The sequence below is a fragment of the Flavobacterium sp. N1719 genome, from assembly GCF_025947045.1.
Classification (GTDB): domain Bacteria; phylum Bacteroidota; class Bacteroidia; order Flavobacteriales; family Flavobacteriaceae; genus Flavobacterium; species Flavobacterium stagni.
In genome coordinates, this window is the sequence record NZ_CP109993.1 from 736,604 (window position 1) to 749,375 (window position 12,772).

13 protein-coding genes are annotated in these 12,772 nt (G+C 39.2%); 1 reads left to right on the forward strand and 12 read right to left on the reverse strand.

The window, feature by feature from the left end; genetic code table 11:
• Nucleotides 1-73: 73 nt before the first annotated feature.
• From atpG to OLM45_RS02955, 12 genes are all read right to left on the reverse strand, one after another.
• Entirely contained in the window at nt 74-931 is an 858-nt protein-coding gene (gene atpG / locus OLM45_RS02900; RefSeq protein WP_264511828.1) for an ATP synthase F1 subunit gamma, read from the reverse strand.
• A gap of 84 nt (nt 932-1,015) precedes the next feature.
• A complete protein-coding gene (atpA, locus tag OLM45_RS02905; RefSeq protein WP_264511830.1) occupies nt 1,016-2,590 on the reverse strand; it encodes a F0F1 ATP synthase subunit alpha in 1,575 nt (524 codons plus the stop codon).
• A 23-nt stretch (nt 2,591-2,613) separates the two neighbouring features.
• Nucleotides 2,614-3,141, reverse strand: coding sequence for an ATP synthase F1 subunit delta (atpH, locus tag OLM45_RS02910; protein WP_129460355.1), 528 nt, complete (start codon nt 3,139-3,141; stop codon nt 2,614-2,616).
• A gap of 6 nt (nt 3,142-3,147) precedes the next feature.
• On the reverse strand, nt 3,148-3,648 hold the full coding sequence (locus tag OLM45_RS02915; protein WP_264511832.1) for a F0F1 ATP synthase subunit B: 501 nt from the start codon (nt 3,646-3,648) through the stop codon (nt 3,148-3,150).
• Nucleotides 3,649-3,731: 83 nt separating this feature from the next.
• Nucleotides 3,732-3,923, reverse strand: coding sequence for an ATP synthase F0 subunit C (gene atpE, locus OLM45_RS02920; protein ID WP_164974874.1), 192 nt, complete (start codon nt 3,921-3,923; stop codon nt 3,732-3,734).
• A gap of 33 nt (nt 3,924-3,956) precedes the next feature.
• Nucleotides 3,957-5,120 (reverse strand): F0F1 ATP synthase subunit A, encoded by a 1,164-nt coding sequence (gene atpB, locus OLM45_RS02925; protein WP_264511834.1) that lies wholly within the window; start codon nt 5,118-5,120, stop codon nt 3,957-3,959.
• A 105-nt stretch (nt 5,121-5,225) separates the two neighbouring features.
• Nucleotides 5,226-5,630, reverse strand: a complete 405-nt coding sequence (locus OLM45_RS02930) for a hypothetical protein (protein WP_264511836.1) — start codon at nt 5,628-5,630, stop codon at nt 5,226-5,228.
• Nucleotides 5,611-5,838 carry an AtpZ/AtpI family protein gene (locus tag OLM45_RS02935; RefSeq protein ID WP_129460351.1) on the reverse strand — a complete coding sequence of 76 codons (228 nt, stop codon included), beginning with the start codon at nt 5,836-5,838 and terminating at the stop codon, nt 5,611-5,613. The genes OLM45_RS02930 and OLM45_RS02935 overlap by 20 nt, the downstream gene beginning before the upstream one ends.
• On the reverse strand, nt 5,810-6,211 hold the full coding sequence (locus tag OLM45_RS02940) for a bactofilin family protein (RefSeq protein ID WP_264511838.1): 402 nt from the start codon (nt 6,209-6,211) through the stop codon (nt 5,810-5,812). The genes OLM45_RS02935 and OLM45_RS02940 overlap by 29 nt, the downstream gene beginning before the upstream one ends.
• Before the next feature lie 5 nt (nt 6,212-6,216).
• Nucleotides 6,217-9,096: a tetratricopeptide repeat protein gene (locus OLM45_RS02945; protein ID WP_264511840.1), complete on the reverse strand. Its 2,880-nt coding sequence runs from the start codon at nt 9,094-9,096 to the stop codon at nt 6,217-6,219.
• 166 nt (nt 9,097-9,262) lie between these two features.
• Nucleotides 9,263-9,961 (reverse strand): ABC transporter ATP-binding protein, encoded by a 699-nt coding sequence (locus tag OLM45_RS02950; RefSeq protein ID WP_264511842.1) that lies wholly within the window; start codon nt 9,959-9,961, stop codon nt 9,263-9,265.
• A gap of 19 nt (nt 9,962-9,980) precedes the next feature.
• On the reverse strand, nt 9,981-11,450 hold the full coding sequence (locus tag OLM45_RS02955; RefSeq protein ID WP_264511844.1) for a DUF5687 family protein: 1,470 nt from the start codon (nt 11,448-11,450) through the stop codon (nt 9,981-9,983).
• A 265-nt stretch (nt 11,451-11,715) separates the two neighbouring features.
• Here OLM45_RS02955 and OLM45_RS02960 point away from each other — a divergent pair, with 265 nt between their 5' ends.
• Nucleotides 11,716-12,762 carry a ferredoxin--NADP reductase gene (locus OLM45_RS02960; protein WP_264511846.1) on the forward strand — a complete coding sequence of 349 codons (1,047 nt, stop codon included), beginning with the start codon at nt 11,716-11,718 and terminating at the stop codon, nt 12,760-12,762.
• Nucleotides 12,763-12,772: the final 10 nt, after the last annotated feature.

A 12,772-nucleotide genomic window follows, 5' to 3' on the forward strand; every position in this document is an offset into this window, starting at 1 on the left:
AAAATAACGATAAATAACATGCAAAAAAAAAGAGTCGACTAGTGCCGACTCTTTTTTTATTTTGGAATTATAATTAGCCTTTCAATGCTTCGGCTCCACCAACAATCTCAAGGATTTCGTTGGTAATGGCAGCCTGACGGGCTTTATTGTACGTTAATTTCAACTGGTTACGTAACTCAGTTGCATTATCGGTTGCTTTGTGCATTGCCGTCATACGTGCGCCGTGCTCAGCAGCAAAGGAATCACGAATGGCTTTGTACAATTGCGTTTTTAATGATTTTGGAATTAATGTCAACACAATTTCCTCTTTTGTTGGTTCGAAGATGTAATCCGCACTGGCAGATTGTACCGATTCACCTGAAGCCAATGGAAGGAATTGTTCTGTTTTGATAATTTGAGTCGCTGCGTTTTTGAATTGGTTGTACACTAATTCAATTTTATCAAACTCACCCGCCTCAAACTTGTGCATTAATTCTTGTGCGATTTCCGCAGCATTGTCAAACGATAAGTTATCAAAGATTGCTGTGTTTTCGCCGGCAATGGTATTGGTTTTACGGAAAGCATCGCCCGATTTTTTACCAATGGTATAAATCGTTACTTCTTTGCCTTTATACGATTCTTCAAGGGCGCGAACTTGTTTGACCACATTCGCATTGAAGGCTCCACACAAACCACGGTTTGAAGTAATGGCTACGATAAGCACTTTCTTCACTTCGCGTTGTTCGGTAAAGCTTCCACCCAAGTCACCTTCGATGGTCGAACTCAAGTTTTGAAGTAATTCCGTTAATTTTTCGGCATAAGGACGCATGGCCGTAATTGCATCTTGCGCTTTTTTCAATTTAGCGGCAGATACCATTTTCATCGCCGATGTAATTTGCATCGTCGATTGTACCGAACTAATCCTGCTACGAATTTCCTTTAAGTTTGCCATTATTGCTATTTTAAATTATAAATTCTGAATGATAAATTATGAAGACTCATTTAAAATTTATCATTCAAAATTTAAAATAATCAATTAGTATTTTGCTGCGATTTCTTTAGCTGCTTTTTCCAATACATCGGTGATCGTATCGTCGAATTTACCAGCTTTTAAAGCATTCAACGTATCACGGTGTTTGTTGTTTAAGTATTCTAAGAAGTCTCTTTCGAATTCTTTTACTTTATTTACAGGAACGTTACGCAACAAGTTTTTAGAACCTGCATAGATGATAGCTACTTGATTTTCAACTGTAAATGGATCATTTACCGATTGTTTCAAGATTTCTACGTTACGTTTACCTTTTTCGATTACGTTCAAAGTCGCAGCATCCAAATCAGAACCAAACTTAGCAAACGCTTCTAATTCGCGGTATTGCGCTTGGTCAAGTTTTAAGGTACCTGATACTTTTTTCATCGATTTGATTTGCGCGTTACCTCCTACACGAGATACGGAGATACCTACGTTAATCGCTGGACGAACCCCAGAGTTGAACAAGTCAGATTCCAAGAAAATCTGTCCGTCTGTAATCGAAATTACGTTAGTTGGGATATACGCAGAAACGTCACCAGCTTGAGTTTCGATAATTGGTAAAGCCGTTAATGAACCGCCTCCTTTAACGATTGACTTCAATGATTCTGGTAAATCGTTCATGTTTTTAGCGATATCGTCATCCGCGATCACCTTAGCCGCTCTTTCTAACAAACGAGAGTGTAAGTAGAATACGTCTCCAGGATAAGCTTCACGTCCGGGTGGTCTTCTTAACAACAAAGACACCTCACGGTAAGCTACCGCTTGTTTAGACAAATCATCATATACGATTAATGCGGGACGACCTGTATCACGGAAGTACTCACCGATAGCAGCACCTGCCATAGGAGCATATACTTGCATTGGAGCAGGGTCAGAAGCATTAGCGGCTACGATTGTAGTATACGCCAAAGCACCTTTTTCTTCTAAGGTTTTAGCAATACCTGCTACCGTTGAAGCTTTTTGACCTACTGCCACGTAGATACAATATACAGGTTGACCTGCGTCATAAAATTCTTTTTGATTTAAGATGGTATCGATACAAACAGTAGTTTTACCTGTTTGACGGTCACCGATAACCAACTCACGTTGTCCTCTACCTACAGGAATCATCGCGTCTACTGCTTTGATACCCGTTTGTAACGGCTCATTTACAGGCTGACGGAAGATTACTCCAGGCGCCTTTCTTTCTAATGGCATTTCATACAACTCACCAGAGATTGGACCTTTACCATCGATTGGGTTACCTAAAGTATCTACTACACGACCTACGATTCCTTCTCCTACATTCAAAGAAGCAATACGTTGTGTTCTTTTTACGGTTGAACCTTCTTTGATACCTGTTGACGGACCTAAAAGTACCACCCCAACGTTATCTTCCTCAAGGTTCAATACGATCGCTTCAAGACCGTTATCAAATTGCACTAACTCACCGTATTGTGCATTTGACAAACCGTATACACGAGCGATACCATCACCCACTTCTAGTACGGTTCCTACTTCTTCAAGAGAAGCACCCGATTCAAAACCGGATAGTTGTTTTTTAAGGATTGCTGAAATTTCAGCAGCTTTAATTTCTGCCATTGTAATATATCTTTAATGATGTATTAGTTACTAAACTCTCTCTTCAATTCATTCAATCTGCTGGAAACAGAGGCGTTGTATTGCATATCTCCGATGCGAAGTACAAATCCACCAATAATTGACGGATCGACAATGTTCTCCACAGTAATTTTTTTAGTTGACAACTCAGCGATTTTGGTCATAATTTTTGACTCTAATTCGGGAGTCATAGGAATCGCAGTTGTTACTTTGGCAATTTCTACCCCAATACTTTCATCATAAAGACGGCCGTATTGTTTAGCAATATCACCTAAGATTTCATATCGTTTATTCGCAAACAACAATTGAAACAAACTTTTGGTTTCCGCTTGTGCGCTTGCAAAAATTTCGTTTAAAGCATTTTTCTTCGCTTCTAAACGCACTACAGGGCTGGTTAAAAACACCTGTAATTCGTGGCTTTCTGCTAAGGCAGCCAATACCGACTTCATGTCGTGATTAACTGCTTCCGATTTTCCAGAAGCTGAAGCAATGTCTAAAATCGCTTTGGCGTAACGAATCGCTGCTCTTGACATATTCGATTAGTTTAATTTAGCGTCACCTAACATTTTCTCAACCAATTTCGCTTGAGCTTCTTTGTTAGATAATTCATCTTTTAACAATTTTTCGGCAATTTCTAAAGAAAGAGCAGAAACTTGGTTTTTCAAATCGGCCATCGCAGCATTTTTCTCGCTTTCAATTGCAGCTTTCGCTTGCTCGATCATTTTTTCACCTTGAATTTGCGCTTCAGCTTTAGCATCGTTAATCATTTTTTCTTTGATTTCACGTGCTTCTTTCATCATTGCATCGCGCTCTGCACGTGCTTCTGCTGCCATTTTCTCGTTAGTTGACATTAGGTTTTCCATGTCTTTACGAGCTTGTTCTGCCGATTGCAATGCATTCTTGATTCCTTCTTCGCGCTCATTAACGGCATCCAAGATAGGTTTCCAAGCGAATTTTTTCAATAACAGAATCAATCCTACAAAAATGAGAACCTGCCAGAAAAATAAACCGAATTCAAACTGATTAATTAATTTATCCATGAGATATATCTAAATAATTTCTGTTAAACATAAGGAAACAACAGTCATAACCAACCGTTACAACTGTTGTTGTTGTTTTTTGATTAAGCAGCAAATAAAGCAGCGAAACCAATACCTTCAATAAGTGCCGCAGCGATCAACATCGCTGTTTGGATTTTACCTGAAGCTTCTGGCTGACGCGCAATAGCTTCCATAGCAGAACCACCGATTTTACCGATACCTAAACCAGCACCGATTACGATCAAACCTGCACCTACAATGTTTGGAATAGTCATAATGTTTGTATATTAAATTAAACAAATACTTTTTTAGTGATGTGCCTCTTCATGGTGGTGCTCCTCATTCGCAGAACCAAAATAAAGTGCGGTTAACATCGTGAAAATATACGCCTGTAAAAAGGCAACTAATATTTCTAAAATAGATAAAACAAAAGCCAATCCAAAAGATAATGGACTTCCAATCCAGCTTTTGAAAATAAACATTAAACCAATAATGCTCATGATTACAATGTGACCCGCAAATATGTTAGCATACAAACGAATCATTAATGAGAAAGGTTTAATGAAAACCCCTAACAATTCAATTGGAGCCAAAACAATACGCATTAAATAAGGTACACCTGGCATCCAAAAAATATGTCCCCAGTAGTTTTTATTTGCAGTAAGGTTTGTAATTAAAAACGTCAAAATCGCTAATGAAAATGTAATAGTCAAATTACCCGTTACATTTACCCCTAGCGGAGTTAATCCAAATAAATTTAAGAATAAAATAAAGAAAAAGATAGTCAACAAGTAACTCATGTATTTCTTATAATTCTTCTCTCCAATATTTGGGATAGCAATTTCATCGCGAATAAAAACAACAAGCGGTTCAAAAATTCGTACCATTCCTTTTGGAATTCCACCATTCTTAGCATATGATTTTGCCAAACGAGTGAAAAGGAAAAACATTAAAATGGCAGTGATAATAATGAACAATACACTTTTTGTAATCGATAAATCTATTGGGTGTACATTCGTTGGGTGTCCAGATTTTTCATCTTCAGAAAGCGTACCCGATGCATCTGTACGATAAATTTTTCCATCATGATGACTTAAAACGTAATATTTACCATTTGATTCAACCACTCCGTTTTCAGCATGATGAAATTCAGCAGATGAAAACATATGCAATTCTCCATCCCATAAAATCACAGGTAGTGGAAAACCAAAATGCTTCCCTTCTTTATCATCAGCAAATAAGGTAAAATCGTGCGAATCTAAAACGTGATGATTGATGTGGCTTTTGATTTCACTGCGAATATCTCCCGTTTCATGGCCTTCCCCATGACCTTCTTCAACAGCAGGAGCAACAGCTTCTGTAGCATGTGTTGAAGTGGCTTCACCATGATTTTCGTTTGCTATAGAAAGTAATGGCATCAAAGCCAATAAAGCAGCTACAATTAAGTGGCTTGGTTTTCTAGAAATCACCATTTTTGATTACGTAATTTTAAGGTTTCCAAAATTTGGTGCAAAGGTACATCTTTTAGAAAAAAAACAATAGGATTACGATTGTTTTTTGAATTTTTCGTTAAAAAATCACTTTTCAAGCTTTTTATTCAACAATTGGATGGTCAAAATAGTCTCAATAACAAGAAAAAAGACAAAAATTCCGTAAAAATTGATTTTCTCAAAGGCGTTGTTTTCGTCACTTAAAACCACCTTTTTTACAAAAAAAGCAATCCCCATTTTGGTTGAAGTCAAAATTAAGAACGTCATCCCTACATTATCAAAGCTTTTTTTCTTCATAATTACAACCACAGAAAGTATAATTACAGACAAAAAACTAAAAATGATAAATAAGAGTTCAATAGGAATCTGTAACTCTATTTTAGGGAAAGCAAAAGGAAGTACAAAAAGGGCTTTGTTTATACCATATCCTAAAATAGATAAGCATAAAACATACGTTAAGGTTTTGCGAAGTTCAGGATTCATTTTTGTCAATTTCTTTCACTTGGCGCAGCACGTTGTACATTGCAACGAACACGCCCAAAACCGTAATTCCTTTAGTATACCAATTGTTAGAATTGGGATATTTACCGTCCAACCATTGTCCCAATAAAGAAAATAGGAAAATAATAATTCCCATTTGGATGGGAATATTGATGAGTGCCAGCCAGCGGTTAGGCTGTTTTTTCGGTGACGGCGTCATTGGGTTGTAGGTTTTTTACATTGGGCTTCATCACACAGGTTGCTGTAAACTCAGCGCCCGGTTCCACCGCTAATTTTCCACACACCACTTCGCCTTTAATCACTGCTTTGGCTTTAATGTTCAGTAATTCAGACACCTGAATCTTACCTTCGTATTTCCCTTCAATATCACAATTTTTACAAATAATATCACCGGTAACACTGCCTGCAGGTCCGATCACTAATTTTCCTTTGGTTTCAAAATTACCCACCAAATGTCCGTCTAAGCGAAAATCAGCAGGGGAAACGATGTTTCCGTGTATGGTTGTTCCTTCAACAATTCGGTTGGTCTTTCCTAAAAGATCCGTATACGATTTGGTTTTTTTCTCAAACATAAGCCTTACTTTTTAGGGGAATAACCTGGGGCAGGTGGCAACGAATTCATCGGTGAATTGTCATTGCCTTTGGGCGAATTGCTCGGAGTTGGGTTTACTCCTCCCGATTTTGAGCCTTTTGGATCAACAGCATTTGTTGAAGCTCCTTGGATTGGTGGAGCTGCTGGATCTTCCGCAAACAATTCGTCTTTGGTTACTGTCCCTTTGTTTTTTCCTTGTTCAACAACTTTTGGGGCTTCTTTTTCAATCTCAAGATTACGCTGTACAGGTACGATGGGCTTATTCAACCAATCGCCGCTTACGTAGTCTTCAAAATTTTTCATCACTTGAACCACTTTATAGTTTTCACTAGATAAGATGTAGTACGGTTCTGAGATTTTGTATTCTTTAAAGTCTTTTAATACCTGACCAATTCCTTTGGCATTGTCCAAATTCTTGATGCCGTGAATAACGATAAAATTGCGATTCATCGTGTAAATATCGTTGGAAAGTGTCATCTTCTCAATGGTGCGTTCTTTTACAAACTTCTCCAATTTTACCGTCAATTTTTTGGCCGCTTCGGTTTCAGGAAATGCAATAGGATAAACAATTTTCCAAGAAGTTACGGGTTCTGAATTGAAGGACAACGACTCTAAATAAGGTAATTTCTTTTGAATAAATTGCTCTGTCGCTTTCCCTTCTTCTGAATTCGGATAGGTCAGTGCCACATAATTCAATGCCTTTTTATATTCGGCCAAACCAATTAATTTTCCTTGTAGTTGTGCCTTTAGCAATTCAAATTTGGGTAACATTTCCTCTCCCGTAAACTGCTCAATAGCTTGATTGGTTTTGGGCAATAATTCGCGGTATTTCCCTGCTTCAAATTCTTTGTAAAACCCATCATACGTAGCTTCAGGAGAAGAAGCAATCGCGTCATCGGCTGTTTTTCCTAACAAAATTTGAGCGTATCGAGAATCAGGATACTCTGAAATAATACGGGACTTCATGGCCGCTGCTTTGGACGGTTCAATGATTTCGTAAATCTTGTATAAGTTGTACAAACTTGGCAGTACCAAGCGCTCCTCCGGATTGTTTTTGAGGAGTTGTTCCAACTTGTCCGAAGCGCGTTTGTATTCTTTAAATTTCTCTTTGTAAATCACCCCCAACTGGTAGTAGGCAAAATTGCGTTCTTTGGCTAAGCTATCCAAAACTTTAGCATCTGTAGGCAATTGTTTGATATAAAAAGCCGTGGTATGTTGTGGATTAACCGTTTTTGTATCGTCTTTTTCGGAGTTATCAGCACTGTCTTTGTCAGGGTCTTCCGAAGCATTGGCGCCTTTCGTGGTATTCCCTTTGGACCAACGCCAATTTTCACCATACGCGCGTTTCCCCCATTTTTTTACAAACTCCAATTTACCCATTTCAACGGTTGTTGCGTTGTAGAAGTAAAACGAACTGGATTCCAAGCTCGAACTTACAGGAGCAATAGCCGCTTTTTTGGACTCAACAGTTCCCTGTTTCATGTCTTTTCCTTGCTCTTCATTTGCGGCAATGGCGGCTTTTTCTTTGGCTAATTTTTCCATCATTGCCTTCATCTCCGCTTCTTGCTTTTTCAAATTGTCAATGTGTTTTTGGAAAAAAGCTTCACGGGCTTCGGGAGACATGGCAGCCAATTTTAAAATACTGTCGTTGCGTTGGGCTATCCCTTCAAACTTGATGACATCTTTTAAATTGTCTTTCTTTTTCGTTATCAAACGGAACTCCCGTGTACGCGGATTCAGGACGGTCAACGTGCTGTCGTAATACTTTCCGGCCGTCACATATTTGGCATCATTAAAATAAATTTCCCCCAAATTGCGGTAATTGGACGCAATCAAATATTGATCTTGAGGTTTGGATTTCAAGGATTTATTATAAAACTTTTTAGCCTGCTCGGGTTTATTTACTTTATCGTAAAACAATCCCATTTGATGGTTTAACACATCCAAATACGGACGATTTTCTCTGTCTTTCAATAAATCATTGAATTTCTCTAAAAACGCAATCGTATCTCCATTTTTAGGATTGAACTGTTTGGCTTGACGCGCATGAGCTTGAATTACATATTGACGTGCCGCTTTGCGATTCATATCGATCACTTGTTGGTACATCACATTGGCGCTATCCAATTGACCGCGCTCTTCATACAACTGTCCCGTAATAAAACGGTAGCGGGCTTTTTCTTCATTAAGTTCCGTGAAATCAATCGCTATACGCAATTTAGCAATGGCACTATCCGTCTCTTTCAAATTGATAAACGCTTGGGCTAAAGTGGCATTGGCATCCGCAAAAACTTGGTCTTTAAACTTGATTTCTTTCAAAAGTTTACGCAAGTTATTGACCGCCATTTCGTCGTTTTCCAAACGCATGTTGGTCTTTTCCCGCCAAATTTTTACCAAATTGATTTTGTCACTTTGTGGGTATTTGTACAGCACATAATTAAATGCTTCTAAAGCCGGAACAAATCGCTGTTCGTAATACCGCGCCTGACCCAACATTAAATGCGCTTCATCCATTTGCGGATTGCGTTCAGAGCCGTCAATGTTCATGGAGTGCTTTTGAATTGCCTTGGTCGCTTTGGTTTCCGCACGCTCAAAATTAGGGTTCTTCGTTTCGCCCGGAAGCATTTTATCTTCCGTAACTTGCATGCGTTCTACCGGCAAAATTTCCCAGAAATTATCCTTGTATTGCGAACGCAAGTCCACCACGCCTTGGTTCAAAGAATTTCCTCCATTGTACAAAATATTGTATTTCGTACTTAATCGGTGGTTTTGACGGTGAATAAAGGTATCCTTCTTAGTCGAACAAGCGACCAAAAAAGCAGCTATTCCAAGGAAAAATATATAGGTTTTGGTTGTGGTTTTCAATGCAAAAACGTTTTTGTAACTAACTGCAGAATGGCGCTTTTAGTATATATAACGGGTAAAAATACGCTTCTTTTTGTAAAGTGAAAAAAAATACGGGGTTTTTTAAAACGAAACTACCCCAAAAGCCTTCACTTTCAGGGTAGTTATCCATTCGTCTTTTGATTATTTATACGGCAAAAAATTCTTCCAATTCTTTTAAGGTTTCTGGCGATGTTTGAATGTCTTTCACCACTTCGCCCAAATGCAACGCGACAATGCGGTTACAAACCTCAACAGTATGCACCAAGTCGTGGCTCGACACCAACACGGTTACATTAGGATCTTCGGCCAATTCTTTGATGATTTTTTTCAATCGATTCACCGTTGTCGGGTCCAAATTGGCAAAAGGTTCGTCCAAAATGATTACTTCCGGATTGCCAATTAACGTGGCAATGATGCCGACTTTCTTTTGGTTTCCTTTCGACAAATCGCGCAAATATTTCTTTTTGTTTAAAATTTCACCATTGAAAAAATCTTCATGTTTCGCCAATAAGGCATCCACATCCGCTTTGTTCTGGCCGCGCAATTCGCCAATGAAATAAAAATATTCTTCAGCGGTTAAATACCCAATTAAAAAACTTTCGTCTAAGAAAGCAGCCGTCGTCGGTTTCCACGCTTCGCTCGCATTCACTTGAATACCATTGTTTTTCACATAACCCGAACTCGGCTGAATCAAATCGAGTAACAAACTGAAGAACGTGGTTTTTCCCGCTCCGTTATTTCCAACCAAACCAAAACTTTGGCCTTTTGGGATATCTAAATTCGTAATGTCTAATACTTTTACGCCATTTGCGTACGTCTTGGTCAATTGTTGAACTTGTATCATGAGGTAAGAAGTTTAATCGTTATGCTTTTTGTTTATAAGCCGCAATCGTTGCGTACTTTTCGGTTTTATAAATACGTTCAATTCTAGTAAATACTTTGTCGCGGAAGGCGAAGCCTAAAATTCCGGCTGCCAAGACTAAAAGTACGCCCAAATCGGAAGAATGCGTGTAATACCCAATCGAATACAACACCATGGGCAACAACATTTTGGGCAACGAAATCAGCATGGTTTTGGCATTGAATGCCTGTTTGTTGCCAAAAGCTTGCTTGCTCGTTGTTAGATCAATCGGCGTTTTAACAAAAGCCCCGCCCAATAAAACCAAATGCGCGTTGAAGCCCATATTGAATACGGCACCCACCAAAATCATTTTATACACATCCCATCCAAAATACAAATAGAAGGAAGCGACAATCGTAGAAACAAACGTAGCAATCACCATCAACCACCATTTTGACATCAAATAATCGCGGTATTGGATGTTCTGACTCATCATCAAAGGATAGTAGGCGCTGTCCCAACTCGGCACAAACTGCCCAAAGGTGAACAAGAATCCGCCCGTACAGAAGATAGCGGCAAACATTTGAAACGCGGGCGCTTTGTAGGCTTCAATTGAATTCGTGTAAAACAATAACCCATACGCAATAAACAACACGCTCATGATGATCGTTGTGCGCGAACGTTTGTTGCGTTTCAACAGGCGAAGGTCGTTTTTCAAAAACGTACCTAACGTGCCAAATTGGTTGAGCCAAGAGAAATCTTCGGTTTTGGCAATTTCCGATTTCGAAGCCAATTTCTCATCCAAATGCATTTCATGATAGAAAAAGCGGAACGTTGCCCAATACAACAGCGCCAAAACCGCCAAAGGAATCACCACCAAATACGGTTGATCAAACAAGGCTTGAAAGAACGGTGCCGTCCATTGGGTCAAATCAAAATACCCGTAATATTGCGCTACAGCCGACCCTAAAACCAAGACCGCAACGGGATAAAAAACCGCATCTTTATTATTAATCAATACGTTTACAAAGTTATTGACGTAAATCAACGCCCACATCGACAGCCACCAACTCAATGCCGACAACGGTGCTTCGCCTTTGTACAACATCATAATCGTAAACGGCAAAAAGAAAAAGGCATGCAAAACGTTAAAAAACGAAAAGAAGGTTTTCCCCAATAAAAAGTGAACAACCGTACTTTTCTTCATCGGCAAAATCATCATTGGTCGAATATTCATCACCGGCATTTTCTGAAGAAAATAGCGAATGAATAAATCCAATACCAAATAATAAATCAGGGCACGATTGATAGTTTGCACCGGATTATATCCTTGTTCTTTCAAAATAGGATACACCGCCAAACCCATAATGAGAAAGCACCCAATAAAGTAAAGAGCTCCAATTCCCATCAAAATCTTTAAGGCTAAATTGGTTTGGAACGAGGCCGAACGGCTAAACGATTTCCATTCCAAAGAGAGAAAACGACGAATCATGATTTGTTAGGTTTTTCAGAATTAGTTTACAAGTTACTTGTTTTGTTACAATTTGGGCGGTCCGGCAGATCATATTTTTTGCTTCTATCCTGCAACGGGCTGCCGTCGGGCTTTCCGTTTCAAGTCCGCACTCGTTCCTCGCTTGCGGACTTTCCACTGCAATCCCTACCGCGGGGTAACGGGATTGAAAAACGTCGCATTACTTTTGATTGTTATCCATTTGTCTTCCCAGTTTCTCTTCGTACCTTTGCCAAAAAATAACAAAATGTCCACTTTTTATAAACTTGTGATCAAAGAAATCAAACGCGAAACCGCACAAGCCGTTTCTATTGCATTTCAAGTTCCCTCCGAATTACAATCCGTTTACCAATTTGTAGCGGGTCAATATGTGAATTTAAAATTAACCTTAGACGGTCAAGATATCCGTCGAGCCTATTCCATTTGCGCCGCACCCAAAAGTGGGGAATTACGCATTGCGGTAAAAGCCGTGAAATACGGTTTGTTCTCGCAATTTGCCAACAAAAATTTAAAAGTTGGCGATGTTTTGGAAGTGGGAACCCCCGAAGGAAAATTTACGTTCGAACCCCAAAGCGACCGTCAACGCAATTATGCGGCGTTTGTTGCCGGCAGCGGAATCACGCCTGCGCTTTCCATTTTAAAATCGGTTTTAGAGAGCGAACCACAAAGCAGCTTTGTGTTGGTTTACGGAAATAAGTCAGCCGCCGAAACCATTTTCCATGACGAATTGCAACACTTACAAAACCAATATGTCGGACGCTTCTTTGTGCATTATGTATACAGCCAAACCAACGAAAGTGAGTTGTTTGGACGCATTGACAAATCGGTAGTTAACTTTATTTTAAATAACAAACACAAAGAAAAAGAGTTTGCTAAATTCTATTTGTGCGGCCCAGAGGAAATGATCAACACCGTTTCTGCTACCTTGAAAGAGCACAATGTGCCAGAGAAAAGCATCAAGTTTGAATTGTTCACCACTTCTTCAGAAGGTGGAGCTGCTCCAACCGGTGAAGGCCATACTCAAATTACATTGACCGTTGATGACGAAGAAGCAACTTTTGAAATGAGTCAGAAACAAACCATTTTAGAAGCCGCATTAAAACACGGTATTGATGCGCCGTATTCTTGCCAAGGTGGCATTTGCAGTAGCTGTTTGGCCCGTGTGAAAAAAGGAGCCGCAACGATGAAGAAAAATGCAATTCTAACCGATGGTGAAGTGGCAGAAGGACTTATTTTAACTTGTCAAGCGCATCCTACTACTCCTGAAATTATAGTGGATTTTGACGATATCTAAAATATAAAAA

Coding starts and splice junctions, on each gene's coding strand:
- atpG (WP_264511828.1), bottom strand. CDS start 931: ATGGCAAACTTAAAGGAAATTCGTAGCAGGATTAGTTCGGTACAATCG.
- atpA (WP_264511830.1), bottom strand. CDS start 2,590: ATGGCAGAAATTAAAGCTGCTGAAATTTCAGCAATCCTTAAAAAACAA.
- atpH (WP_129460355.1), bottom strand. CDS start 3,141: ATGTCAAGAGCAGCGATTCGTTACGCCAAAGCGATTTTAGACATTGCT.
- OLM45_RS02915 (WP_264511832.1), bottom strand. CDS start 3,648: ATGGATAAATTAATTAATCAGTTTGAATTCGGTTTATTTTTCTGGCAG.
- atpE (WP_164974874.1), bottom strand. CDS start 3,923: ATGACTATTCCAAACATTGTAGGTGCAGGTTTGATCGTAATCGGTGCT.
- atpB (WP_264511834.1), bottom strand. CDS start 5,120: ATGGTGATTTCTAGAAAACCAAGCCACTTAATTGTAGCTGCTTTATTG.
- OLM45_RS02935 (WP_129460351.1), bottom strand. CDS start 5,838: ATGACGCCGTCACCGAAAAAACAGCCTAACCGCTGGCTGGCACTCATC.
- OLM45_RS02940 (WP_264511838.1), bottom strand. CDS start 6,211: ATGTTTGAGAAAAAAACCAAATCGTATACGGATCTTTTAGGAAAGACC.
- OLM45_RS02950 (WP_264511842.1), bottom strand. CDS start 9,961: ATGATACAAGTTCAACAATTGACCAAGACGTACGCAAATGGCGTAAAA.
- OLM45_RS02955 (WP_264511844.1), bottom strand. CDS start 11,450: ATGATTCGTCGTTTTCTCTCTTTGGAATGGAAATCGTTTAGCCGTTCG.
- OLM45_RS02960 (WP_264511846.1), top strand. CDS start 11,716: ATGTCCACTTTTTATAAACTTGTGATCAAAGAAATCAAACGCGAAACC.